This is a genomic window from Paraburkholderia strydomiana (assembly GCF_046030495.1).
In the GTDB taxonomy this organism is placed as follows: Bacteria; Pseudomonadota; Gammaproteobacteria; order Burkholderiales; family Burkholderiaceae; genus Paraburkholderia; species Paraburkholderia strydomiana_A.
In genome coordinates this window covers 1-22,180 of record NZ_JAQQCJ010000006.1, presented here as the reverse complement: position 1 = coordinate 22,180, position 22,180 = coordinate 1, and the positions used below count along the sequence as shown (strand labels likewise).

The 22,180-nt window shown below is 64.8% G+C and carries 23 protein-coding genes and 2 pseudogenes; 18 read left to right on the top strand and 7 right to left on the bottom strand.

Annotated features, from left to right (window positions below):
- Window positions 1-197: 197 nt before the first annotated feature.
- Together PQQ53_RS10020 and PQQ53_RS10015 are read right to left on the bottom strand one after the other, a co-directional pair.
- The gene (locus PQQ53_RS10020) at window positions 198-431 is read right to left on the bottom strand and encodes a hypothetical protein (RefSeq protein WP_121321459.1); all 234 of its coding nucleotides are present in this window, start codon (window positions 429-431) and stop codon (window positions 198-200) included.
- Window positions 432-496: 65 nt separating this feature from the next.
- Window positions 497-964, bottom strand: coding sequence for an Lrp/AsnC family transcriptional regulator (locus PQQ53_RS10015; protein WP_408149712.1), 468 nt, complete (start codon window positions 962-964; stop codon window positions 497-499).
- Window positions 965-1,120: 156 nt separating this feature from the next.
- Here PQQ53_RS10015 and PQQ53_RS10010 point away from each other — a divergent pair, with 156 nt between their 5' ends.
- Entirely contained in the window at window positions 1,121-1,771 is a 651-nt protein-coding gene (locus PQQ53_RS10010) for a LysE family translocator (RefSeq protein ID WP_408149714.1), read from the top strand.
- Window positions 1,772-1,826: 55 nt separating this feature from the next.
- On the opposite strand, the gene PQQ53_RS10005 is transcribed toward PQQ53_RS10010, so the two are convergent.
- Window positions 1,827-2,000, bottom strand: a complete 174-nt coding sequence (locus tag PQQ53_RS10005; protein ID WP_408149716.1) for a DUF1289 domain-containing protein — start codon at window positions 1,998-2,000, stop codon at window positions 1,827-1,829.
- 138 nt (window positions 2,001-2,138) lie between these two features.
- On the opposite strand from PQQ53_RS10005, the gene PQQ53_RS10000 reads away from it, so the two are divergent.
- Entirely contained in the window at window positions 2,139-2,459 is a 321-nt protein-coding gene (locus PQQ53_RS10000) for a YnfA family protein (protein ID WP_408149718.1), read from the top strand.
- 66 nt (window positions 2,460-2,525) lie between these two features.
- Here PQQ53_RS10000 and PQQ53_RS09995 read toward each other — a convergent pair whose 3' ends face one another.
- Window positions 2,526-3,035 (bottom strand): DUF1993 domain-containing protein, encoded by a 510-nt coding sequence (locus PQQ53_RS09995; RefSeq protein ID WP_408152994.1) that lies wholly within the window; start codon window positions 3,033-3,035, stop codon window positions 2,526-2,528.
- 304 nt (window positions 3,036-3,339) lie between these two features.
- On the opposite strand from PQQ53_RS09995, the gene PQQ53_RS09990 reads away from it, so the two are divergent.
- The 6 genes from PQQ53_RS09990 to PQQ53_RS09965 all read left to right on the top strand — a co-directional run bounded on the left by PQQ53_RS09990 (window position 3,340) and on the right by PQQ53_RS09965 (window position 8,838).
- On the top strand, window positions 3,340-4,899 hold the full coding sequence (locus tag PQQ53_RS09990) for a S53 family peptidase (RefSeq protein WP_408149722.1): 1,560 nt from the start codon (window positions 3,340-3,342) through the stop codon (window positions 4,897-4,899).
- Window positions 4,900-5,121: 222 nt separating this feature from the next.
- Window positions 5,122-6,777: a S10 family peptidase gene (locus PQQ53_RS09985; RefSeq protein ID WP_408149724.1), complete on the top strand. Its 1,656-nt coding sequence runs from the start codon at window positions 5,122-5,124 to the stop codon at window positions 6,775-6,777.
- Window positions 6,778-7,019: 242 nt separating this feature from the next.
- Window positions 7,020-7,676, top strand: coding sequence for a hypothetical protein (locus PQQ53_RS09980; protein WP_408152990.1), 657 nt, complete (start codon window positions 7,020-7,022; stop codon window positions 7,674-7,676).
- 112 nt (window positions 7,677-7,788) lie between these two features.
- A complete protein-coding gene (locus PQQ53_RS09975) occupies window positions 7,789-8,139 on the top strand; it encodes a hypothetical protein (protein WP_408149728.1) in 351 nt (116 codons plus the stop codon).
- A gap of 271 nt (window positions 8,140-8,410) precedes the next feature.
- Window positions 8,411-8,569 carry a hypothetical protein gene (locus PQQ53_RS09970; protein ID WP_408149730.1) on the top strand — a complete coding sequence of 53 codons (159 nt, stop codon included), beginning with the start codon at window positions 8,411-8,413 and terminating at the stop codon, window positions 8,567-8,569.
- Window positions 8,570-8,574: 5 nt separating this feature from the next.
- Window positions 8,575-8,838 (top strand): RNA-binding protein, encoded by a 264-nt coding sequence (locus tag PQQ53_RS09965; RefSeq protein ID WP_408149731.1) that lies wholly within the window; start codon window positions 8,575-8,577, stop codon window positions 8,836-8,838.
- Window positions 8,839-8,933: 95 nt separating this feature from the next.
- Here PQQ53_RS09965 and nadE read toward each other — a convergent pair whose 3' ends face one another.
- Window positions 8,934-9,794 carry an NAD(+) synthase gene (gene nadE, locus PQQ53_RS09960; RefSeq protein ID WP_408323911.1) on the bottom strand — a complete coding sequence of 287 codons (861 nt, stop codon included), beginning with the start codon at window positions 9,792-9,794 and terminating at the stop codon, window positions 8,934-8,936.
- Between the two features lie 610 nt (window positions 9,795-10,404).
- On the opposite strand from nadE, the gene PQQ53_RS09955 reads away from it, so the two are divergent.
- A complete protein-coding gene (locus PQQ53_RS09955) occupies window positions 10,405-11,313 on the top strand; it encodes a L,D-transpeptidase (protein ID WP_408324113.1) in 909 nt (302 codons plus the stop codon).
- A 244-nt stretch (window positions 11,314-11,557) separates the two neighbouring features.
- Here PQQ53_RS09955 and PQQ53_RS09950 read toward each other — a convergent pair whose 3' ends face one another.
- Complete coding sequence (locus PQQ53_RS09950) at window positions 11,558-12,427, bottom strand: DMT family transporter (RefSeq protein ID WP_408152985.1); 870 nt, start codon at window positions 12,425-12,427, stop codon at window positions 11,558-11,560.
- A 130-nt stretch (window positions 12,428-12,557) separates the two neighbouring features.
- Window positions 12,558-14,117, bottom strand: a complete 1,560-nt coding sequence (locus PQQ53_RS09945; RefSeq protein WP_408323909.1) for an ABC1 kinase family protein — start codon at window positions 14,115-14,117, stop codon at window positions 12,558-12,560.
- Window positions 14,118-14,315: 198 nt separating this feature from the next.
- Here PQQ53_RS09945 and PQQ53_RS09940 point away from each other — a divergent pair, with 198 nt between their 5' ends.
- The 9 genes and pseudogenes from PQQ53_RS09940 to PQQ53_RS09900 all read left to right on the top strand — a co-directional run bounded on the left by PQQ53_RS09940 (window position 14,316) and on the right by PQQ53_RS09900 (window position 22,099).
- Window positions 14,316-15,071 (top strand): DeoR/GlpR family DNA-binding transcription regulator, encoded by a 756-nt coding sequence (locus PQQ53_RS09940; RefSeq protein WP_121321486.1) that lies wholly within the window; start codon window positions 14,316-14,318, stop codon window positions 15,069-15,071.
- A 778-nt stretch (window positions 15,072-15,849) separates the two neighbouring features.
- Window positions 15,850-16,941, top strand: coding sequence for a 2-aminoethylphosphonate ABC transporter substrate-binding protein (gene phnS, locus PQQ53_RS09935; protein ID WP_408149739.1), 1,092 nt, complete (start codon window positions 15,850-15,852; stop codon window positions 16,939-16,941).
- 142 nt (window positions 16,942-17,083) lie between these two features.
- The gene (phnT, locus tag PQQ53_RS09930) at window positions 17,084-18,184 is read left to right on the top strand and encodes a 2-aminoethylphosphonate ABC transport system ATP-binding subunit PhnT (RefSeq protein ID WP_408323907.1); all 1,101 of its coding nucleotides are present in this window, start codon (window positions 17,084-17,086) and stop codon (window positions 18,182-18,184) included.
- On the top strand, window positions 18,162-19,118 hold the full coding sequence (gene phnU, locus PQQ53_RS09925) for a 2-aminoethylphosphonate ABC transporter permease subunit (protein WP_408323905.1): 957 nt from the start codon (window positions 18,162-18,164) through the stop codon (window positions 19,116-19,118). Before phnT ends, phnU begins: the two co-directional genes overlap by 23 nt.
- Window positions 19,108-19,971, top strand: coding sequence for a 2-aminoethylphosphonate ABC transport system, membrane component PhnV (phnV, locus tag PQQ53_RS09920; RefSeq protein ID WP_408149745.1), 864 nt, complete (start codon window positions 19,108-19,110; stop codon window positions 19,969-19,971). The genes phnU and phnV overlap by 11 nt, the downstream gene beginning before the upstream one ends.
- Before the next feature lie 76 nt (window positions 19,972-20,047).
- Entirely contained in the window at window positions 20,048-20,809 is a 762-nt protein-coding gene (locus PQQ53_RS09915) for a phosphonate utilization associated transcriptional regulator (protein ID WP_408153183.1), read from the top strand.
- Window positions 20,810-20,881: 72 nt separating this feature from the next.
- Window positions 20,882-21,351, top strand: a pseudogene (locus tag PQQ53_RS09910) (alkaline phosphatase family protein); the annotation flags it as partial.
- Window positions 21,352-21,354: 3 nt separating this feature from the next.
- Window positions 21,355-21,528: pseudogene (locus tag PQQ53_RS09905) on the top strand (aldehyde dehydrogenase family protein); the annotation flags it as partial.
- A gap of 10 nt (window positions 21,529-21,538) precedes the next feature.
- A complete protein-coding gene (locus PQQ53_RS09900; RefSeq protein ID WP_408149749.1) occupies window positions 21,539-22,099 on the top strand; it encodes a phosphonate degradation HD-domain oxygenase in 561 nt (186 codons plus the stop codon).
- The last annotated feature ends 81 nt before the right edge of the window (window positions 22,100-22,180 follow it).

Sequence of the window (22,180 nt, the reverse complement as noted above, 5' to 3'; positions counted from 1 at the left end):
GGGTATGTGCAACTCACGCTGTGCTGTTCCGTAAGCCGCGATAGCGCGGTGCATGCGCAGTCAGACATCGGAATGCTTCGTTAAACGAAGCATTTTTTCGTCGACGCTGGCGCAAAGGGCCGCGATGGAAACGCACGAGCAACGCGCCGCTCGATGAGCGCTGCGCCCACGGCGAAACAGGCGGCTGGTTTTCCCGTTCAGCGATTGCCGTCGAGCAGATCGCCGAGCAATTCGTCGAATGCCGCCTGGGCGTCTTCGAGTTCCTGCAACGCGGCGTCGAACGTTTGCAACGCGAACTGTGAAGGCTTGCCGCTGCCAGCGGGCGGGAATTGTGATTGCAGCGACGCAAAGGCCGACTGCACCCGTTGGGTCGCGGTCAATACACGCTCCATCGCGGCTGATTCTTCGGCTCGCGCCTTTTCGTGGTCCATGAAAACTCCGTGTTCGTCTGGTCGGCTCACGCCGTTTCAAAGGGGTGACTATGCCACGTTCGTGCTCAGGACAGCGGCAAACCGCCGTTGGCCTTTACTTCCCGCAACGACAACGCCGACTCCACCGATGTCACGCCTGGCAGGCTGCGCATCTCGTCGCGCATGAAGCTGCCGTAATCGTCGAGGTCGCGCGCCACCACTTGCAGGATGTAATCGGCACTGCCCGACACGTTGTGGCACGTGAGAATGCGCGGGATGGCCTGCACCTCGCGCTCGAAGCGGGTCGCCACCGCGCGGTCGTGCACCGCGAAGCGCACATAGACGAACGCGACGACGCCGAAGCCGAGCGCGGAGCGCGAGAGCATCGCGCGGTACTGTTCGATATAGCCGTCGCTCTCGAGGCGCTTGAGACGGCGCGCGCAGGGCGTCTCGCTCAGCCCGACCGTTTCGGCGAGCCGCGCATTCGACATGCGGCCGTCATTCTGCAGCGCGGCGAGGATCGCGCGGTCTGTCTTGTCGAGCTCGGAGGTCATGGCTTGGAGCGGGGCTGCGCTGAAATAGGGGAAAGCTGGGCTTGAAGACGCAATATTAGCGCAATCCTCCAAAGACGTGACCAGGAAGACAGAAATTCGCCAGCAAACCCTCCGCCGCCGATAGCAAGATAGAGCCCTTGAAAACAGGAGGCTCAGATGATTTCCGCACACCTGCTGGCGGTCTATATCGCAGCGTTGGTCGTGGTCTACGCGGTGCCAGGGCCGGACATGGCGCTGGTCCTGCAAACCAGCATTGGACGCGGCGTGCGCAGCGGTTTCGCGGCCGCCGCCGGGCTGGGTTTGGCGCGCGCCACACACGTGACGCTCTCGGCGTGCGGCGTCGCGGCGCTATTGCGCAGCGCGCCGTGGCTGTATGACGTCGTGCGCTATGGCGGCGCGGTGTATCTCGCCTGGGTGGGGATTCAGATTTTCCGCTCGCCGGTGTTCGCTCTGCCCGAGGGCGGCCATGACGGCAGCGCTGCGCAGAGCGCGAATGCCGTGGCGCATCCGCTGCGGGCCGCGTTTATCAAAGGCTTGCTGACGAATCTGCTGAACCCGAAAGCGTTGCTGTTCTGCTCGGTGCTGTTGCCGCAATTCGTGCGTCCGGAAGCGGGGCCGGTCGTCTGGCAGATGATCGAACTGGGAGCGGTGCTACTGGCCATCGGCGCGTGTTTCGATGTGCTTTACGCAATCGGCGCAGCACGGATTGCCGGTTGGATGCGCGCCCATCCGCTTGCGCAGACCTTGCAGCGCTGGGCATTTTCATCGGCATTGATCGGCTTCGCGCTACGGCTTTCAATCGACTGACGAGACCCGCTCGGCGATGCCTCGAACGGTTCGTTGCAATGGTCCCGCGAGGCGCTCACTTCTTCAGCTTATGCTCGCGGCGCGGACGGTCTTCGATGATCTTCCGGCGATGCTTGTCCTTCATCTTCTTCCAGGTCTTGCATTCGTCGCGCGTGCGCAGGCAGCCGATACAAAAGCCGGTTTTGCTGTCGAACTTGCAGATGTCGATACAGGGTGACGCGACGCTCATGACCGATAGCCCACAGGGAACTGGGAGCGAGAACTGTCGCACGCGGCATGCCCGCTTCGCCAGGTGATTGTGTTAATAAAGCCGATAGGGCGCCGCGCATCCGTACGCGGCGACACGACCACCCGCTTGCCACCTTCGATGAAAACTTTCCTGCTGTATGCCGTGACCGCCGTTGCCGAGATTGTCGGTTGTTATTTGCCGTGGCGCTGGCTCAAAGAGGGCGGCTCCGCGTGGCTGCTATTGCCCGGCGCGCTGAGCCTCGCTCTGTTCGCGTGGCTGCTGACGCTGCACGGCACCGCTGCAGGCCGCGTGTATGCGGCTTACGGCGGTGTGTACGTGGCGGTGGCGATTGTGTGGCTGTGGTGCGTCGACAAGGTGCGGCCCACGCCGTGGGACGCGGCCGGCGTTGCGCTGACGCTGGCCGGCATGGCGGTCATCGCGTTCCAGCCACGCATCTAGCATCGCGGCATGACGCATCGCGGGAGTCGCGTCAAACGCGTGCCGCGCCGCACGCCGGTGCTCGCTTTACTTGATGCCGCCCAGGTAATCCAGCTTGCCGAGTTCGACACCGTTGTGACGAAGAATGTCGTACGCGGTCGTCACGTGAAAATAGAAGTTCGGCAGCACGAACCCGAGCAGATACGACAGCCCCGTGAACTCGATCGGACCCGTGCGCATCTTCAGCGTGATGGGACGCTCTTCCGAGCCGTCGATCTGCGCCGCAGTGAATTCCTTCAGGTAATCGATCGTCTTCTGAAGGCGGGCTTGCAGCTCGTCGAAGGTCTGTTCGACGTCTTCGTATTTCGGCGCTTCGACGCCGGCCAGACGCGCGGCGCAACCCTTGGCGGTATCGCTCGCGATATAGACCTGACGCACCAGCGGCAGCATGTCCGGCGCGAGCCGGGCGTTCGTGAACACCGAAGGTTCGATCTGCTTCTCGGCAGCGTGCACTTCGGCTTTGCCCAGGATGCCTTGCAGGTTCGTCAGGCCGCGAATCAGCACGGGCAGGGATGCTTGATACATCGAAATTGACATGGGGTTCCTCTGATTCTTCGATCGGGCGCGCGGACGGCGCGCGAGGCAATGCAACGGCTGGATCGCCGATGCAGCATCATAGCGCGAGCGGCGCGGGATGCGCATTGCCGCAGCGCGCATTGGCCATCCGGATAACTGCCGTTCGCGCCGGAACTGTGTTCGAATGCTCGGGTCGGACGGTTTGAGGAAGCCGTTGAATCAGCAAGCGGCCGCCGAGCGCCATGCCATCGAGCCGGGCAGGCGCGCGCCGTGCTCGGGTCCACTTTGCGGCCCGGGCCGTCACGCTTACAGGAGAGTCGACATCATGGTCAACAAGCACCCGTTGCCGGGAAGCGAGCGAACAGAAGAACTCGGTTCGAAGGTCGTTGGGCAATGCGATCCGGCGGAGCGGATCGAGGTTTTCGTGATGCTGCGCCGTCAGCAGCAGGCGCAGTTCGATGCGCTGATGAGCCGGATCGAAGCCGGCGACCCCGGCGTCCAGCCGCTGTCGCGCGAGACGCTCGCCAAAGATTACGGCGCTGCGCCGGACGACGTCGCGAAGGTGAAGACTTTCGCCACCGCGCACGGCTTGACGGTCGTGCGCGAGGATCCGGCGGCGCGCTCGGTTCTGTTGAGCGGCACGATCGCGCAATTCCAGAGCGCGTTCGAGGTCAAGCTGGAACATTACGCACACCACACGGCCGGCCAGTTCCGCGGGCGCACCGGCGCGATCAGCTTGCCGGACGATCTGCATGGCGTGGTCGAAGCGGTGCTCGGGCTCGACAACCGGCCGCAGGCGCGGCCGCACTTTCGCATCCGGCCGCCATTCGTGCCGGCCAAGGCGCACCAGGCGTCTTTCACGCCGCCGCAACTCGCATCGCTTTATCAGTTTCCGCAAGGCGATGGCGCAGGGCAGTGCGTCGGCATCATCGAACTCGGCGGAGGCTATAACACCACCGATCTCAACACTTATTTCGCGAGCCTCGGCGTGGCTTCGCCCACGGTGAAATCGGTCGGTGTCGATCAAGGCGGCAATCATCCGAGCGGCGACCCGAATGGGCCGGACGGCGAGGTCACGCTCGATATCGAAATCGTCGGCGCGATCGTACCTGGCGCGACCATCGCCGTGTATTTCACGCAGAACAGCGACGCGGGTTTCATCGACGCCGTGAGCCGCGCGGTGCACGACACGGCCAACAAGCCGTCGGTGATCTCGATCAGTTGGGGCGGCCCGGAATCGATCTGGACCAGCCAGTCCCTGAAGGCGTTCAACAGCGTGCTGCAGAATGCGGCGGCGCTCGGTGTGACGGTCTGCGCGGCCTCCGGCGACAGCGGCTCGAGCGACGGCGCGAGCGGCGGCGATCAGGTCGACTTCCCGGCGTCGAGCCCCTATGTGCTGGCCTGCGGCGGCACGAGCCTGACCGCGGCGGGCACGTCGATCTCGCACGAGGTGGTGTGGAACGACGGCGCGCAAGGCGGCGCGGGCGGCGGCGGGGTGAGCCGGGCGTTCCCGGTCCCGGTGTGGCAGAAGGGTTTGTCGGCGAAGTCTTCTGGCGGCGGGAGTAAGCCGCTCAGCGGGCGCGGCGTGCCCGACGTGGCGGGCGACGCGTCGCCGGTCACGGGCTACAGCGTGTTGATCGACGGCACGCAGACGGTGGTTGGCGGCACCAGCGCGGTCGCGCCGCTGTGGGCTGCGCTGATTGCGCGGATCAACGCGGCGAAAGGGCAGCCGGCCGGCTTCGTCAATCCGAAGCTGTATAAGGCGCCGGGTGCATGCAACGACATCACGCAAGGCAACAACGGCAGCTTTGCGGCGGCCACCGGCTGGGATGCCTGCACGGGCCTCGGCAGTCCCAATGGTCAGAAGGTGGCGGCCGCACTATAGTCTGCAAATTGCTGGGTCCCGATGAATGGCCCCTTGCGCGTCCCTCGGGGGCTCGGAGGCAGTCCGCTTCGGGACACATGATGAAGCATCCTCAGGGAACGCACCCGGAGGATGCTTCGTCGTCGAGGGCCGCTGAAAGGAAGTCCCTGTAGAGACGTCCCGAAGAAAGCGCCCGTCAAAGGGCGACGTATAACCAGGCGTGAACGAACCCATGGAGCGATCATGACGAACACAGAGTCAGCTTCCGTTAGTCCGCAGTCGCCGCACAATTCTTCTGCTTCGACCACCTCGGCGTCCGCCGCCGCGCGCAAAACCGGCGATCAGCCGTTCTTCGATCCGGTCGCCTATGGCAACGGGCCGGACGATTCCGTCACCGAAGTCGCCGAAACCGCGGCGGTGACGCATCACTCGGTGACGCTCGGCGGGCGCAAGATCAACTACACGGCGACGGCGGGTCATCTGGTGATCGTCGACCCGAGCAGTTCGCAGCCGGAAGCCCGGATGTTCTACGTGGCGTTCACGCAGGACCACCAGAAGGAAGAAGCCCGTCCGCTGACGTTCTTCTATAACGGCGGGCCGGGGTCGTCGTCCGTATTCGTGCTGCTGGGCTCGTTCGCGCCGCGCCGCATCAAGACGTCGATGCCGAATTTCACGCCGCCCGCGCCGTACTCGATGGAAGACAATCCGGACAGTCTGCTGGACCGTAGCGACCTCGTGTTCATCAATCCGGTCGGCACCGGCTATTCGGCGGCGATCGCGCCGAAGAAGAACCGCGACTTCTGGGGCGTCGATCAGGACGCGGACTCGATCAAGCAGTTCATCAAGCGTTTTCTGACGAAGAACAACCGCTGGAATTCGCCGAAGTACCTGTTCGGCGAATCCTATGGCACGGCACGCAGTTGCGTGCTGGCGTACCGCTTGCACGAAGACGGCGTGGATCTGAACGGCATCACGCTGCAATCGTCGATTCTCGATTACACGCAATCCGGCAATCCGGTCGGCACGCTGCCCACGGCCGCCGCGGACGCGTGGTACCACAAGAAGCTCGGGCTCGCGCCGCGGCCGACCGATCTCGGCGTGTTCGCCGAGGAAGTCGCGCAATTCGCGCGCACCGATTACCTGGCCGCATTGCGCAAGTTTCCGACCACTGACACGGCGACGGTCGAGAAACTGAGTGAATACACCGGCATCGACAAAACGACGCTGCTCGCGTGGAGCCTGGATATCGCCGCGTATGACAGCCGGGGCAATTCGCTTTTCCTGACCACGCTGCTGAAGTCGCAAGGGCTTGCACTCGGTGAGTACGACGGCCGCGTGACGGCGATCGACACGGGCATTGCGGGCAAGATCGATCCGAACTCCGGCGGCAACGATCCGACCATGACGGCGGTCACCGGCGTCTATACGACGATGTGGAACGTGTATCTGAACGAGCAGTTGAAGTACACGTCGAATTCGTCGTTCACCGACCTGAACGATCAGGCCTTCAAGTATTGGGATTTCGGCCACATCGATCCAACCGGCGCGCAGAAGGGGCTCGACTCGAAGGGCAACATCGTTCTGTACACCGCCGGCGATCTTGCCGCGGTGATGGCGCTCAATCCCGATCTGAAGGTGCTGTCGGCGAACGGTTTCTTCGATTACGTGACGCCGTTCTATCAGACCGTGCTCGATCTGCAGCAGATGCCGCTGCTCAGTCAGCAGGTCCGGCAGAATCTGTCGGCGCGGTTCTATCCGTCGGGGCACATGATTTATCTAGACGGCGGCTCGCGCACCGCGCTAAAGGCGGACCTCGCGCAGATGTATGACGCAACGGTGTCCAATGAGCAGGCGCTTGGACGGATTCGCGCTCTGCAGGCGCGGGTGGCGAAGTCGTAGCGGGACAAAGTGTCGCGTCCGCCGGGGTGAAGCGGTGCGGGGAGTCGGGCAAGACGGCTGCGATCTCGCCCGACGTACCTCACGCAACTACGACGATGCGCTCCCAGCGACCTCCACGACCCGCCCCGGAAGCCTCGCGCGACCCGCCTGCCATGGCGGCGCTTTTGTACATACGTATATTGAATGTGTTTTAATTGGTCTGCGAATTGAACTATTGCGCGCCGCAGCCGGCGCGCCGACGAATGAACGCAGGCCTTACACACACGCGTTTTACTCACTTTTTCGGCCACCCAACCCGCAGTGCGAATGGGGCGACGCCGCCGGCACGCGTGGACCAGCGCGGCTGGACGCGTCCCGTTCGCAAAACTCGGCGCGCGGTGCTTCTGCTGGGCCTCGCCACGACGTTAGCTCTGCGTATCACGCATGCCTACGCGCAGGACAGCGAGATGCTCGATGAACGCGTGACACAGCAATCGATCCGCGAAACGATCTGCCGGCCCGGCTATGCGGACGCCGTCGCGCCGCCTTTCGACGAATGGATGGCGCGCAAGGATCAGATGCTGGCCGAGCGTGGCATCGATACGGACGACGGCGTCGCTTTCGCGCTCGACCGGCGTGTGCCGCTCGTACTCGGCGGTTCGCCGGACGCTCCAGCCAACCTCGATCTTCTGCCGTGGGCGGGCCGCGAGGGCGAACGTCGCAAGGCGCGCGCGGCGGTCATGCTCAAGCGTTGCGTCTGCGAAGGCAAGCTGAGTCTCGCCCAGGCGCAAGCCACGATCGTCGGTAACTGGTCGATGGTTTATTCTGGCTTCGGCCAGACCTCCTGCGACGTGAGCCGGCTCGACGTCGCCGCCGGTGGCGACGACGGGCAGGGCGCCGAACACGACGGCGCGCGCTGAGGCCGCACCTCGACCTCTGCGGCCCAATTGCGTTCGTTGTTCATTCGCGCTATTCAGGCGTGCTGCTTGCCGCTCCCGCAGCCTGCTGTCCTCATTTTTTCGGAGAATCACCATGACCCATTCACGTCTTGCCGCAGTGGCGCTCGCTTTCGGCTGCCTCGCCGGCAGCGCCGCCGCGCTCGCGGCCGAGCCGATCCACTGTGGCAAAGCCGACGCGTTGCAGATTCGCGGCGATGTACCCGCGGCAATCAGCTTCGATGTGTACCGCCAACTGCGGCCGCTGAGCGCGCAGCGCATCGCGTTGTTCCAGGCGGCCGGCGAAGTGAAGCACCTGCCCGATGGCCTGCCCGTTTGTGAGATTGCCGACGACGGTGTCGACGACCCGTCCGCGGTGCTGGTTCAACTGCCGCAGGGCAAGAACGCCTGGTGGGTGAGTGCGGCCAATGTGGAAGCGGCGGACTGATTCCCGCGATCAGTCCGCCTCTCGCGCACGTCCCCCGCAGGATGCCGCGGCCCGTTTTTTGCGGTCGCCGCGTTGGTGCCGAGGCGTCGTCCCGACCCCGCACTGCGTCAAATGAACAGATGTTTTGCTATTTCCGAGTCTGCTTATTCAGGTACAGTGCATTGACGGAGAGTTTCAGTCCGTTTTTTAAGTACCGTGTCGCATCGCCGTGTTTTCGACTATCGACTGTGGCTATCCAGATTGCAGGACGAATTTCGCAGAGGAGATTTAAATGATTGCCTTCTATCTGTCATTGGTCGCCCTGGGCGCCGCCGGTGTTGCAGTGATCCGCGAATTCGCCGCCGCTCAGGCGAAACAGCGCGCTGCGCTGCGCCCCGTGCGCATACGGGACGCGGATCGACATACCGAGCGTCAGGCGCGTCGCGGGTAGGCCGTATGAATCTGATCGTGCGCAACATTGCCCAATCGTGCAGCGAGCAGGAAGTGCGGGAATTCCTCACGCGCGAACTTGGGCACTATGCGAAAAACGTCGAGGTGACCGACGCCGGCACACCCGGCGCGTACGCCACGGTCGAACTTGACGCGAACGTGCCCTATGTCGGCGATGTGATCGCGCGGCAGATTCACGGCAAGCAGTTGGGCGGCCAGACGCTCGAAGCGAGTGCCGACCTGTTCACTGACGAGCCGCCCGCGCAGTAATCCTCCGCGGTTGAACTTTTGAATGCGGCGCGCGGCAGGAACGCGCGCCGGTTCAGGTTGACGCCGCGGTTTCCCGCCGTCACTTCCCCCCGCTTTTATTGCCCACCACCCTGTGCCGGCCAGTCGAACGGCGTGTACGGCAACGCGCGCTTGTGAAGCGTCGCGTCGTAGAATCGCAGGATGATGTCGCGCGCCGCATCGCTGACGGGTTTGCCTTCCAGGAAGTCGTCGATCGTGTCGTAGGGGATGCCGTATGCGTCTTCGTCGGGGCGCAGCGGCCGCAACATTTCGAGGTCGGCGGTCGGCACCTTGTGCGCCAACGCTTCGGGCGCGCCCAGCGCCTTGGCCACCGCCCGCACCCGGCGCTTGCTCAGCCCGGCGAGCGGCAGCACGTCGGCGCCGCCGTCGCCGAACTTGGTGAAGAAGCCCATCACCGACTCGGCTGCGTGGTCCGTGCCGATCACCACGCCGGAGCGCGCGCCGGCCACCGCGTATTGCGCAATCATGCGTTGGCGGGCTTTGATATTGCCGTGCACGAAATCCTGGTGCGATTCGTCATTAAATGGCACGCCGCCTTTATCCAGTGCGGCAAGCATGGCATCGGCCGCGGGTTTGATGTCGATGGTGAGATTTTCCTCCGCACGAATGAAGCGCAATGCCTGTTGCGCGTCGGCTTCATCTTTCTGCTCGCCGTAAGGCAAACGTATTGCGACGAAATGCGCGTCGTAATGATCGGCGCGTAATCGTTCGACTGCGAGTTGTGCAAGGCGACCGGCAGTAGTCGAATCGACGCCGCCGCTAATGCCGAGTACATAAGTTTTCAGGCGGCTGCTGCTCAGGTAGTTCGCCAGAAAAGCGACCCGGCGCTCGATTTCCTGCTCGGCGTCAAACTCGGCAGGGACGTGCAGTTCGGCTGTGATGCCCGCCTGGCGGGCCTTCTTGTCGTCTTGTGTCATGATTTTCCGGGTTCCTTCCGTGCTGACATGGTGTCGGCCATGAACGCTCGCGCGCCAGTAAGATAAATAACGAAACGACGAACGGGCGACCGTGGCACAGTTGCTGCTGCAATGAAGTGATGGATCGGTCTCGGTTTTATCGCTGATTTTGGCTTTAAATCCCTATTGCGTTTATTTCTAAACTGTCGCGCAGCTTGTTAAAGAGGCTCGGCCTATTTCGATTGAATTGAAGAATTGACGGTATCTTCATCGACAAAATGCAATGTGCTGAGTAACATCCTCGTTCCGAGCGCCGCGTGACCCGGCGAGCAGTCAATAATAATCAGGTTTGCCCTAATACGCGATGAACCATCCAGATCGGCCTGGCCAGCCTGTATTGGACCGCCTGACTTTCGCGTCGGTCGTGCATCGGCGTGGTATGCCGCGTGCGGCGCGCACGGGGTTCGCGGCGTGCATCAACCGCGGCACGCCTGCTTCTCAGGTCTTTTCTCACGTCGCTTCTCACGTTATTTCTTACGTGATTTCCCACGTTGTTTCCGTCACGCAAGCCTGCCGGATTCTGACGCGCACATTGGGTGCCGTCGTGTGCGCACTGTCGTGTGTCGCCGCGATGGCTGCGCCGGTTCACGGGACGGTATCGCCAGCGGCACTGACATTGGCCTCGGCGCCGGCACCGATCGAGGCAAACGGTCCGTCACTCGACATCAATGCGGCCGCGCTTGCCGCACCCGATGCCGCCGGCGTCGTCGATCCACGCCGGGCGTTTCTGCTGCGCGACGTGTTCGCGCGTAATGTGACACGCCGCCTGAAGGTGCCTGCCGCCGAGCAGCGCGCTTATGCCGACCGCCTGGAAACAGCGCTCGAAGCGAACACGTTGGGCAATCTGTCGGGCGAGTACGTCGTGCTGGTCGATCGCAACGCCAATATTCAGGCGCTGCTGATCTACTTTCGCGCGGTCCCGGCCGACGCCTGGCAGATGATTGGCGCGTCGCCGGTTGCGACCGGCCGGCCCGGCGAATTCGACCATTTCATCACGCCGCTCGGCGTGTTCGAACATACGCCCGCCAACATGGATTTCCGCTCCGAGGGCACGCAGAACGAAAACCACATCCGTGGCTACGGCAGGCGGGATATGCGGATCTTCGACCTCGGCTGGGCGCAGGGCGAGCGTGGGTGGGGCAAGGGCGGCGTGTCGCAGATGCGCTTCCAGATGCATTCCACCGATCCCGACCGGCTCGAACCGTTGCTCGGAATTCGCCATTCGAAGGGCTGCGTGCGGATGCCCGCGTCGCTCAATGCATTTCTCGACCACTATGGCGTTCTCGATGCCGAATACGCGGCGCTGATCGACTCGGGTAAATCGCTGTGGGTGTTGAAAAGCGACCGGCAGATCACGCCCTGGGCCGGGCGCTACATCGTCGTGGTGGATTCCGCGCGCAAGAGCCGACCGGCGTGGGCCCCCTTGCCAGGGGAGAAGGCGCGCGCCAAAGTGCCGGTGGGCGTGGACACGGCTGACTGAGGCGTGCCGGCGAGTGCTCGACGAGGGGCAAGGCAACGGCGTCTACGCAAGAGCATCGACATAAGTGCCGCCAGCGCAGGAGCACCAGCACCAACCTTCAGCACCGACCCACCAGCCCCAACCCGCCGGCACCGACCCACCGGCACCGACCCACCGGCACCGACCCACCAGCCCCGACCCACCAGCCCCGCCCCCCCCCAGCACAAGGCCCGCCGCCCTAGCGCCCCAACACCCCAAACCACCTTCACGAGCGCGCCAGCAATACTCCCACCAACGCGACGGCAAATCCGGCGATCTGCAACGGCATCAACGTCTCCCCAAAGCCGACAAACCCTTCGAGCGCAGCGAGCGGCGGAGCGAGGAACATCAGCGCGGTGGCGCGTGCCGCGTCGCCGCGTCTGACCATCCACACCAGCAAGGTGACGCTGATGCCCGAGAGCATCACGATGCCCCAAGCCAGAGAGACCCATAAGGTGGTCGACGCAATCCAGCGATGCTCGCCGAGCGCGAGCGCCAGCATCACCGCGACGAACGCTGCGCCGAGATTCTGCACCGCGCTCGCGCTGCGAATATCGGCCTTTGCCAGCGAGGTTTTCTGAAACAGCGTGCCCGCCGTGATCGCGGCGACCGCAACGATCGAGATGAATACGACGAGCCACCCAGGCGCATTGCCATGCGTTGGCGGCGTGGCCGATGCGAGCTTCGGTTCGAGCACCAGCACGACGCCGGCGAGCCCCAGCGCCATGCCGCTCCAGCCGCGCCGCGACAGCCGCTCGCCGAACAGCGGCGCCGCGACGGCGGCCGTCGCGAGCGGCTGCAGCGCACCGAGCAAGGCCATCACGCCGGCGCTCAGACCTTGCGCGACAGCCCAATAACCGGCGCCGAGATAGACGCCTTGCAGCAGTGCGCCCGCTGCCAGATGCTTGCCGAAGTCGCGGCCGGTCGGCCATGCCGCGCGCGCGAGCACGGCGGCGAGCGCGAAGATCAGCGCGGTGCCGCCGAAGCGCGCGAGCAGAAAGAGATTGGGGTCGGCATACGGCGTGATCGCGCGGGCGACCACGAAACCGGTCGACCACAGCACGACGAACACAGCGGCAATGAAGGAAGCGAGCATGGCAACGGCTAGGGGGAAAAGCCGTCATCTTGTCGGCAAACGGACGGCGTGTCTTGTTCGAAGCTGCAATCGGTTCGGGCGATCCGGCCGCGTGTTGCACGTCTCACGCGGATGTCGCGTCTCGGCCTCATCACCACATCAGCAGGATCGTTCCGGCGCCGAGCGCTCCGCCGCACAGCACGCACGCCCACAGCAGCACTCGCGTGTGCCGGTATTCGCGCCCGATATCCGCGATCAGCTGCGCGTTCTGCTGCGGCGTGCGCGCGCGGGCATGCTCATGCTGAAGATAGCGGACCGCCAGTTGCGGCATGCGCGGCAGCATATGCGCGAGATGCGGCAGTTCGCGCGAGATGCGCTTGATCCAGCCGCGATGATCGACGTCGCGCCGCGCGATGTCCGCGATCACGCCGCGCGTGATATTCCACGTATCGACACCGGGATGCAACGCGCGCGCCAGCATCTCCGCCTGATGGAACGAGCGCTGCGCGGTGGCGAGGCGCGCGGGCACCGCGCCGGCGAACGGCTGCACCGCATGCAGCAGATAATGAAACAGCGAACCCGCCGAACGGTCTTCCGGCGCCGCCGCGAAGTGCGCTTCGGCGCGCGTGCGCAGCTCGGCTTCGAGCATTTCCGCGCGCGTATCGGGCGGCACGTGTCCGGCATCGCGGTGCAGGTCGGCGAGGCGGCCGTAGTCCTGCGCGAACAGTGCGCTCGCGCCGTGCACGAAGAACTCGCGCTCGCCGGTGGAGAGGGTCGACATGATCGAAAACTCCGCCAGCACGAGGCGGCCCAGCGTGTCCGGCTCGATGCTCACGCGCACGCGGCGCGCATCGAGCGTGGCGTGAAAGAAGCCATGCTCGAACGCCTGCTCGGACACGACTTCAACAATATGCGCGGCGAGCGGCGCGAGCTTGATGTGATGCGCGTGCAGGCCCGGCAGGTCGCTCGTCGTCAAGGTGCTGATGCGCTGCATCGTCAGCGTGTGCGCGGTGCACAGTTCCCAGATCACGTCCGGCACGACGATGCGCTTGTCGCCGTCGAAATGATGGCCGGTCTGGCTCAGGTTGGCGGCTTCGGCGCGCAGATCGAAGCGGCGCAGGATGTCGTCGGTGAAGCTTTGCGCAAGCACGCGCAATTTCAGGCGGCGCGCCGTGCCGGAGAGCTTTTCGAGCCAGCGCGCGACCCAGCGCAGCAGCGCGAGTTCGTCGCCGATTTGTTGCAACTGATCGGCGCGCACCAGTTTGATCGCCACTTCGCGATGACCTTTCACCGGCACGACGAGCCGCGCCAGATGCGTTTGCTCGGCAAAGCCGAGGCGCATCGGCGTGAGGTCGACCGCGCTGAAGAGCGTGGCGAGCGGCTGACCGAACGCGCGCGCCAGCGCCTCGGCGGATTCGTGGGGCGGCAGCGGGGTTTCCAGATGATCGATCGCGTCGATTGCGTCATGCAGGGTTGCGCCCGCGAGTTCGGGCCGTTCGGCGAGCGTTTGCGCGAACCGGCTCGCGAGCGGCCCGAGCGCGGGCAGCACGTTGTGCAGGCTTTGGCCGCTGCGTCCCGACGCGTGCACGCGGCCGACCAGCTGGATCATCCAGTGCAGTTTGTGTTCGGGCGGCGCGGCGAGCCAGATCAGCCGCGCGCCGTAACGCAACGCATGGAACAGCAGAAGTAGACGGCGAAACAGTGGCGGCATCGGTAGTTCGGTTGACGGACCAGCGGTATCGGCAGGCATCGGCCTGACGCCGGCGCGCGGCCGGGGCACCAAGGTTAGCAGGTAAGTCGCGGATGAGCGCGCCTGCAGACGCATCGTCGCGCATCGCGTACTACAATACGCCGGCCTTCTCCAACCGTGGCGAAACCTCAAGCGTGCCGGCTTGCCGGCCTTCCATAGATGCTCGCAGAACAACGTCACCAATACATCCTGGCGCAAGTCGCCAAAACCGGCGCGCTCTCGGTCGCCGAGCTGGTGCGCGAACTGAACGTGTCGCGCGAGACCATCCGCCGCGATCTGAATGCGCTGGCCGGGCGCGGCCTGCTGGTCACGACACACGGCGGCGCATTGTCGAGCGACCGGCGCGAGCCCGACCTCGACACGCGCGAAGCCGCCAACGCGGGGGCGAAGCGGGCGATCGGCGAGCGTGCGGCCGAGTTCGTGCCGGATGGCGCATCGCTGATCATCGATTCGGGCAGCACCACGCAGGCGGTGGCGCGTGCGCTGCTCGACCGGCATCGGCTGGTGGTCTATACGAACGACTGGCGCATCGCGCTGCTGCTCGGTCGGCGCAACGAGAACCGCGTCACGCTGCTCGGCGGCGAACTGTCGGATATCGAAGACGCCACCTTCGGGCTCGACACGGTCCACCAGCTCACGCAATACCACGCGGACTTCGCGTTCATCGGCGCGGGCGGGATTTCACCGGACGGCTATCTGAGCGACTACAGCCGCATGGCCGCCGAGGTGCGCAGCCGCATGATCGCCGCCGCCGACATGGTGGTGATCGTCGCCGACCATTCGAAGTTCGGCCGCGTGACGCCGGTGCGGATCAACGGTATCGAATCGGCGCGCTATCTGGTGACCGAGCTCGCGCCCGAGCGTGCGCTCGGCAAGGCGATTACCGCGCATGGGCCGGAAATTCTGATTGCCTGAAGGCGTCGGAGTGGGACGGTGCTGTTGTCATGCGGATGCGGGATTGCTTTGGCTCCTTGCGCCAAGCGCCTCGTCGATATGAACCCTCACTCGCTGCAAGATCCCCAGCGGGCGGGCACAATACGCGCCGTCGTCCAGAACCAGCGCACAGCCAGGGCGAGGCGCGAGTCAATCGCAGCCGTTCCGGGCGCGCCAATGCCGCTGCGTTTGAAGCAGGATGCATACAGCGTCATTTTCACCGTGTACGATTTCGCGAGCCCGCCACAGAGGCGCCGAAGCATGCGATCGAACGCGGCGTCCGACGAACCAGGCTGGGGCCATGCCGCTTCTTCGCGCGTCCGCGAAGAAGCGCCGCGCGGCTCTTCGATGCTCGACCCGATCGCGCGGTGTTCAAAGGCAGAGCAAAGCCTCCTTCGACCTCGACCGTTCGCCGCGTCAGCAAGGGTAACGGCCGCGGCGCTTGGACTTTATTGGCGAATTGTGTCGTTTTTTGGAATTCACCACAATAGTCATGGCGTTGTCATTGAAACCTGTGATTCTTGCCGTGCCCGTTCAGGCATGGCCGGCAGCGCGAGTGTCGTAGGTGGGCTCGTAGGTGGGCTGTAAGGCAGGCTGGGGAAGAAGCGGCAAAGTTGTCGGCAATCTGCAATCGTCGCAGACCGGCACGACAACTGGTCGCGGGCAACACGCAAGCGGCACGGCGCGCGGCGCCGTTCAATCACAACAGGTATCGGGACTTCCCGACCGTCTGGTTCTTTGCCTTTCGGAGAAAAGCGACATGACAAAAACGAATTCCCTTCACGCGAGCGCCGGCCTCGTTCGCAAACTGCTGCCGGCGCTGGTCGCCGCGGCGGCATTCGGCGGCGCGGCCATGCAGGCGCACGCAGCCGGCGCCGTGGTGCTGTACACCGCCGACGGCCTGGAAAACCTCTACAAGGACGTGCTGCCGGCCTTCGAAAAGAAGGAAGGCGTGAGGGTCAACATCGTCACGGCGGGCAGTGGTGAAGTGGTGAACCGCGCGACCATCGAAAAGGATCAGCCGAAGGCCGACGTGCTCGTCACGCTGCCGCCGTTCATCCAGCAAGCCGATCAAGCCGGCCTGCTGCAGGCTTACCAGAGCGCCAACTACAAGAATGTGCCCGCGATCGCCAAGGCGTCGAACGGGGCGTGGGCGACTTTCGTGAACAACTACTTCTCGTTCGCGATCAACCCCGAGGTCACGAAGAACCAGCCGAAGACCTTCGCCGATCTGCTGCACCCGGATTACAGCGGCAAGGTCGCGTACTCGAACCCGGCCACGGCGGGCGACGGCATGGCGGTGATCATCCTGACCACGTCGCTGATGGGTGAAGACAAGGCGTTCGATTATCTGAAGAAGCTCGAGCAGAGCGCCAAGTTCCACACCAAGGGCACCGGCTACCTCGACGTGCTGCTCTCGCGCAACGAAATTGCCGTTGCCAACGGCGACCTGCAGATGGATCTGGACGACGCGGCCAACGGCGGCCTGTCGCTCAAGCCGGTGTTCCTTGCCGCCGCGCCCGGCGGCCAGCCGACTACCTTTCAGCTGCCGTACGCGATCGGCCTGATCAAGAACGGTCCGAACCAGGACGCAGGCAAGAAGCTGGTCGACTATCTGATGTCGACGGAAGTGCAGGCCAAGGTGCCGGACATCTTCGGCATTCCGGGCCGCACCGACGTGCCGCTCGCCGGCAAGAACGGCGAAACCGTCAAGCAGGCCATTTCTGGCGTGAAGCTGATTCCGGTGGACTGGAACCAGGTGATGGCGAAGAAGGCCGACTGGACGGCACGCTGGAAGAACGAGGTGATCGGTTCGTCGGGCAAGCAGATCGAAGTGGTCAAGCCGAAGTAAGCCGTCGGACCCGGCGGTTTGCACGTCATGGAGTGACGTCACGCAGCGATGCAAGCTGCGTGACGTAAAGAGTCAGGCGGCGCCTTGCAGGAAAAAACGCGAGGTGCCGCGTCAGCATCAATCTTGTTGGAGGATCAACCCGGTGAATACGGCCAGTCTTGCTCACCCCGGCGCGCTCGACGCCTCACCGGACGCGCTCGATGCCGCCCATTCGGACGCGCCGGGCGGCGTGCAGATCGATCATCTGACGGTGCGCTTCGGGTCGCGCACGGTGCTCGACGATCTGTCGTTGACCATCCAGCGCGGCGAACTGCTTACCGTGCTCGGCCGCAGCGGTTGCGGCAAGACGACGTTGCTGCGTTTCATCGCCGGGTTCATCGAAGCGGACGGCCTCGCCGGCACGCTGACCGTGGCCGGTCAGGATCTCACGCACGTGCCGCCGCATAAGCGCAATCTCGGCTTGCTGTTTCAGAGTTATGCGCTGTTCCCGCATCTGTCGGTGTTCGATAACGTGGCCTTCGGGTTGCGCGCGCGCCGCACGCCGGCGCGCGACATCGCGCGGCGCGTCGCCGACGCGTTGAAGCTCGTGCAACTGGGCGATGCCGGCCACGTGATGCCCGCGCAACTGTCGGGCGGCATGCAGCAGCGGGTGGCGCTCGCTCGCGCGCTCGTGATCGAGCCCGACGTGCTGCTGCTCGACGAACCCCTGTCCGCACTCGACGCCAATCTGCGCGCGTCGGTGCGCTCCGAACTCAAGTCGCTGCATGAGCGTTTGCCGAATCTGACGATCGTCTGCGTGACGCACGATCAGGACGACGCGCTGGTGCTATCCGACCGCACGCTGCTGATGCGCGACGGCCGCATCGCGCAACTGGGCACGCCGCAGCAGCTGTACGACACACCGGCCGATGGTTTCGTCGCGCGTTATCTGGGCGCGGCCAATCTGTTGCCGCCGCAGATCGCGTTCGGCATGGACGACGTGCGCCATAACGTGCGCGACCGCGTCGCATGTTTGCGTCCCGAGGCGCTGCGCATCGTGCCGCTCGGCGAGGGGCAGTTGCATGGCGCGATCGCATCGGTCGAATGGTACGGCGCGGTGCTGTCGGTCTCGGTCGTGCTCGACGCGTTGCCCAACGAGCCGGTGCTCGTCACCATGCAGCGCGGCCACGGCATGATGCCGGAGAAGGGCGCGCGTGTTTCCCTGCGTTACGAGGCTGACGATGTCGTCCTTATCAACCCCTGATACGTCCGCTGCGCTCGGCGCGTCTGAGGCCGACGCTGCCGCCGCCGCGCGCCGCAGCGCCAGCGCTGCCGCGCATACGGCCGCGGTGAAGCGGCGCGAGCGCGCGGCGCAATGGCATCTGCTTTTCATCGCAGTAGTCGTGCTCGGACCGCTGGTCATCTATCCGCTCGTGCGGCTGGTGATGCTCAGCCTGACCGGCGCGCACGGTCCGAGTGTGCAGGCTTACGCCAGCTTCTTCGGCAACCCCGAAACGCGCGGCGTGATCGGCACGACGCTGTGGATCCTGTTCGCGAGCGCGGGTCTCGCGTCGCTGCTCGGCGTGGCGATCGCGTCGATCCTGTTCTTCAAGCCGTTCCCCGGCGCGCGGCTGATCACCCGTTTTCTCGAACTGTTCGTCGCGTTCCCGTCGTTTCTGGTCGCCTTCACGCTGATCTTTCTGTACGGCTCGCAGGGCTCGGTCAGCATCGGCTTGCAGCGGCTCTTCAATCTGCAGGCGCCGCCGCTCGACTTCCTGTTCGGCATCGGCGGCGTGATTCTCGCGGAAGTGGTGTTCTACGCGCCGTTCGTCGTGCGTCCGACGCTCGCCTCGTTCGCGATGCTCGACCGGCGTCTGATCGAAGCCGCCCGCAGCCTCGGCGCGAACGGCCTGATGGTCGCGTTCAAGGTGATCCTGCCGCTCGCGTGGCCGGGCATCGCGGCGGGCACGATCCTCTGTTTCCTGCTGACACTGAATGAGTTCGGCATTCTGCTCGTGCTCGGCAGCGCGCATCTGATCACGCTGCCGGTGGCGATCTACAGCGCCGCTACCGTCGACCTCGATCTGCCGACCGCCGCCGCCGGCGCGGTCGTGATGCTGATGATGTCTTTGTCTCTATATGCGTTGTATCGCCAGGTCAATCGTCGCAAGGCGAAAGGAGCGGGCCATGGCCGTTGAACTCGACCCGACCGTGTTGCCGGTCATGCACAAGAAGGCGCGGCCGGTGCGCCACAGTCTGCTGGTGCGCATGCTCGGCGGCCTGTTTCTCGGCTTCGCCGCGCTGCTGTGCTTCTGGCTATTTGTGCTGCCGGTGCTGGTGGTCGCGCTGTCGAGCGTGGCCGCGCACTGGTCCGGTACGATCCTGCCCGACGGTTTCAGCATGCGCTGGTTCGAGCGTCTCGGTTCGAGCGACTTCGACGCGCTGACGACCAGCCTCGAAGTCGGCATGGGCGTCGCGGTGCTCGGCACGATCCTCGGCCTGTGGCTCGCGCTCGCACTCGAAGGACGCGACCGGCGGGGGCTCGGCGCCATCGTCGACACCATCGCGATGATGCCCAACGGCGTGCCGAGCGTGGTGCTCGGTCTCGCCGTGCTGATCGCCTATCACAAGCGGCCGGTGGATCTGTCGAGCTCGGCGGCGATCGTCGTGTTCGTGCAGCTCGCGCTGGTGCTGCCGTTCTGCTACCGCTGCGCGGCCGCTGCGTTGCGCCCGGAGCTGACGGTGCTGCGCGAAGCGGCGGCGAGCCTCGGTGCGCCGCCGTCGATGGTGTTGCGCCGCGTGGTGCTGCCGCAACTGGTGCCGGCGATCCGCGCGAGTCTCGCGCTCGGTTTCGCGCTCTCGCTCGGCGAACTCGGCGCCACGCTCACCGTGTATCCGCCGGGTTTCGCGACGGTGCCGATCGTCGTCGTCGGGCAGGTGGAGCGCGGCTATTACCTGCCGGCTTCCGCGCTGTCGCTGATTCTGCTGCTGGTCTCGCTGGCCGCGCTGGTGTTGATCGCCGCGCGCGTCCCGCGTCGTCGGGCGGACTGACGCCCGCTCCATGCCTGGGTGGTGCGCCGTGGCGGCGCGTCGGCATCTATCGATCGATGTGGCAAAATTTGTCGAAATGACCGAATATATGCGAACGGTTTCCGCCGATCCGATCGAAGTGGTGCGTAGGCACTCGCTGACCACCCTGGTGCGCGACGAGATCGAGCGGCACATCGTCGAAGGCCTGCTTGCGCCCGGCGACAAGCTCAACGAAGCCGATTGGGCTGCGCGTCTGCGGGTGTCGCGCGGGCCGGTGCGCGAGGCGTTTCGCGCGCTGGAGCAGGCCGGCCTCGTGCGCATCGAGAAGAACCGTGGCGTGTTCGTGCGCACGGTGTCGCTGGCGGAAGCGGGAGAGATCTACGCGGTGCGCGCGGTGCTCGAAGAAGCCGCGTGCCGGATGCTGGCTGCGAGCATCGACGCGGGCCAGCTCGCGGGGTTGCGTGACTGGCTCGACGCGATGCGCGCCGCAGCCGACGCGCGCGATCACGAAGCGTACACGCGCGCGAACATGGCGTTTCACGACGCGCTCGTGGCGGCGTCGGGGAACCTGAAGTTGTATGAGACGTATCGCAGGCTGGTGAGCGAGTTGAGCCTCTTTCGTCGCGCCACGCTGGCGGTGCATGCCGGCGCAATGGAGCGCTCGCTGGCCGAGCATCGCACGATTCTGACGGCGCTCGCGTCGCGTGACGCCGAGCTTGCCGCGACGCTGATGCGCGCGCATGTGAACGGTGGTTTGCAGCGTGCGCATGCGGCGTGCGAGATGGCCGGTAGAGCGGCGAGTAAAGCGGTTGCCGCAGCACCGGCGAAATTGCCGCCCGCTCCGCTTCTGAACAATTGAAAGACTGATTGCTCAGGTGCGGCTGCAACGGATGACGACAGCACGCGTGCCGCGCACGCATGGAAGGCAACGATGGCAAGCTCTGGCGAACGCACGATCGAAGTCGACGGCCGCCGCTACCGGCTGCCTTTGCAAGCGACGGTCGTGGTGCGCGTCGACGGCTGCGAGTTCGCTTATCTCGACGCCGCGGTCGTGGCCGGCGTCGCGCCGTCCATCGGCAAGATGCTCGCAGGCGGCGCGGCCTTCAAGGGCGACTGTGTGATCCCGTCGTTCACCGACCCGAACCACCTGTCGATCGTGTGTGGCGTGCCGCCGTCGGTGCACGGCATCTGCGGTAATGACTTCTGGGACCCGCAGGCGAACGGCGGCGCGGGCGCGACGGTGATGATGAACGACCTCGCTACCTGCGCGCGGGCACGTTGCTCGCCATCGCCGTTGCCGTTGCCGTCGCCGAGGCGGGCGCCGCGGTGGCCGTGGACACCACGAAGGACAAGGTGCGCGGCCTGCTCGGCTGGCAACTGAACGGTATTTGCTTCTCGGCGGTCACGCGCCTCATCAACGAATTGCGCGTGGGGACGCTCAACGTTGGGGGAAGTGCCGGCTATCGGATCGAGCTCACGCCGTTCGGCGGCATAAAGGCCTTAGGGCTTGGCTACAAGGAAGGCGTTCAGGAAGCGATGAAGAGCTTCGCCAATCTGAAGACCCTTTCATTACCTTAGGAGTGAGAGCGTGGCATTGAGTTTGAACGACATCCGTTCGCTGTTCGAGCGGTACGGAAATCTGGCCTATAGCGGCGAACCGGTGACGCAACTCGAGCATGCGTTGCAGAGCGGTGCACTGGCCGAGGGGGAGGGCGCCACCGACGAGCTGGTCGCCGCCGCATTTTTGCACGACCTCGGGCATCTGCTCAATCTGCAAGGCGATACGCCGACCGAACGGGGCATCGACGATCTGCATCAGTATTTCGCGCTGCCGTTCTTGCGGCCGGTGCTGCCGGATGCGGTGCTGGAGCCGATCCGCTTGCACGTCGACGCGAAGCGCTGCCTGTGCGCGATCGACGAGACGTATTTTGGGCAGCTCTCCGCCGATTCGGTTCGGAGTCTGGAATTGCAGGGCGGCATCTTCAGCACGGAGGAAACCGAGGCGTTTCTACGGAAGCCCTATGCGGAAGATGCGCTGCGTTTGCGGAAATGGGACGACCGCGCGAAAGAACAGAGTCGCGCGACGCCGGGTATCGATCATTATCTGGATGTGGTCGAGCGGGCGATGCGCAAACATGTAGATGCGTGAGTCGGTGTTTCTGCCCGCGCTCGATTCGTCGCTGATGTCGCTGTCTTCGCACCGATTCAGATGCAGTCCAGGCTTGTCAAA

Bases quoted from the DNA above. Each gene is read 5' to 3' on its own strand.
- PQQ53_RS09940 (WP_121321486.1), top strand. From the start codon at position 14,316: ATGCTCGCAGAACAACGTCACCAATACATCCTGGCGCAAGTCGCCAAA.
- PQQ53_RS10005 (WP_408149716.1), bottom strand. From the start codon at position 2,000: ATGAGCGTCGCGTCACCCTGTATCGACATCTGCAAGTTCGACAGCAAA.
- PQQ53_RS10015 (WP_408149712.1), bottom strand. From the start codon at position 964: ATGACCTCCGAGCTCGACAAGACAGACCGCGCGATCCTCGCCGCGCTG.
- PQQ53_RS10010 (WP_408149714.1), top strand. From the start codon at position 1,121: ATGATTTCCGCACACCTGCTGGCGGTCTATATCGCAGCGTTGGTCGTG.
- PQQ53_RS09995 (WP_408152994.1), bottom strand. From the start codon at position 3,035: ATGTCAATTTCGATGTATCAAGCATCCCTGCCCGTGCTGATTCGCGGC.
- nadE (WP_408323911.1), bottom strand. From the start codon at position 9,794: ATGACACAAGACGACAAGAAGGCCCGCCAGGCGGGCATCACAGCCGAA.
- PQQ53_RS10020 (WP_121321459.1), bottom strand. From the start codon at position 431: ATGGACCACGAAAAGGCGCGAGCCGAAGAATCAGCCGCGATGGAGCGT.
- PQQ53_RS09945 (WP_408323909.1), bottom strand. From the start codon at position 14,117: ATGCCGCCACTGTTTCGCCGTCTACTTCTGCTGTTCCATGCGTTGCGT.
- phnS (WP_408149739.1), top strand. From the start codon at position 15,850: ATGACAAAAACGAATTCCCTTCACGCGAGCGCCGGCCTCGTTCGCAAA.
- PQQ53_RS09965 (WP_408149731.1), top strand. From the start codon at position 8,575: ATGAATCTGATCGTGCGCAACATTGCCCAATCGTGCAGCGAGCAGGAA.
- PQQ53_RS10000 (WP_408149718.1), top strand. From the start codon at position 2,139: ATGAAAACTTTCCTGCTGTATGCCGTGACCGCCGTTGCCGAGATTGTC.
- PQQ53_RS09970 (WP_408149730.1), top strand. From the start codon at position 8,411: ATGATTGCCTTCTATCTGTCATTGGTCGCCCTGGGCGCCGCCGGTGTT.
- phnU (WP_408323905.1), top strand. From the start codon at position 18,162: ATGTCGTCCTTATCAACCCCTGATACGTCCGCTGCGCTCGGCGCGTCT.
- PQQ53_RS09955 (WP_408324113.1), top strand. From the start codon at position 10,405: ATGGCTGCGCCGGTTCACGGGACGGTATCGCCAGCGGCACTGACATTG.
- PQQ53_RS09990 (WP_408149722.1), top strand. From the start codon at position 3,340: ATGGTCAACAAGCACCCGTTGCCGGGAAGCGAGCGAACAGAAGAACTC.
- PQQ53_RS09950 (WP_408152985.1), bottom strand. From the start codon at position 12,427: ATGCTCGCTTCCTTCATTGCCGCTGTGTTCGTCGTGCTGTGGTCGACC.
- phnV (WP_408149745.1), top strand. From the start codon at position 19,108: ATGGCCGTTGAACTCGACCCGACCGTGTTGCCGGTCATGCACAAGAAG.
- PQQ53_RS09975 (WP_408149728.1), top strand. From the start codon at position 7,789: ATGACCCATTCACGTCTTGCCGCAGTGGCGCTCGCTTTCGGCTGCCTC.
- PQQ53_RS09915 (WP_408153183.1), top strand. From the start codon at position 20,048: ATGACCGAATATATGCGAACGGTTTCCGCCGATCCGATCGAAGTGGTG.
- PQQ53_RS09980 (WP_408152990.1), top strand. From the start codon at position 7,020: ATGAACGCAGGCCTTACACACACGCGTTTTACTCACTTTTTCGGCCAC.
- PQQ53_RS09985 (WP_408149724.1), top strand. From the start codon at position 5,122: ATGACGAACACAGAGTCAGCTTCCGTTAGTCCGCAGTCGCCGCACAAT.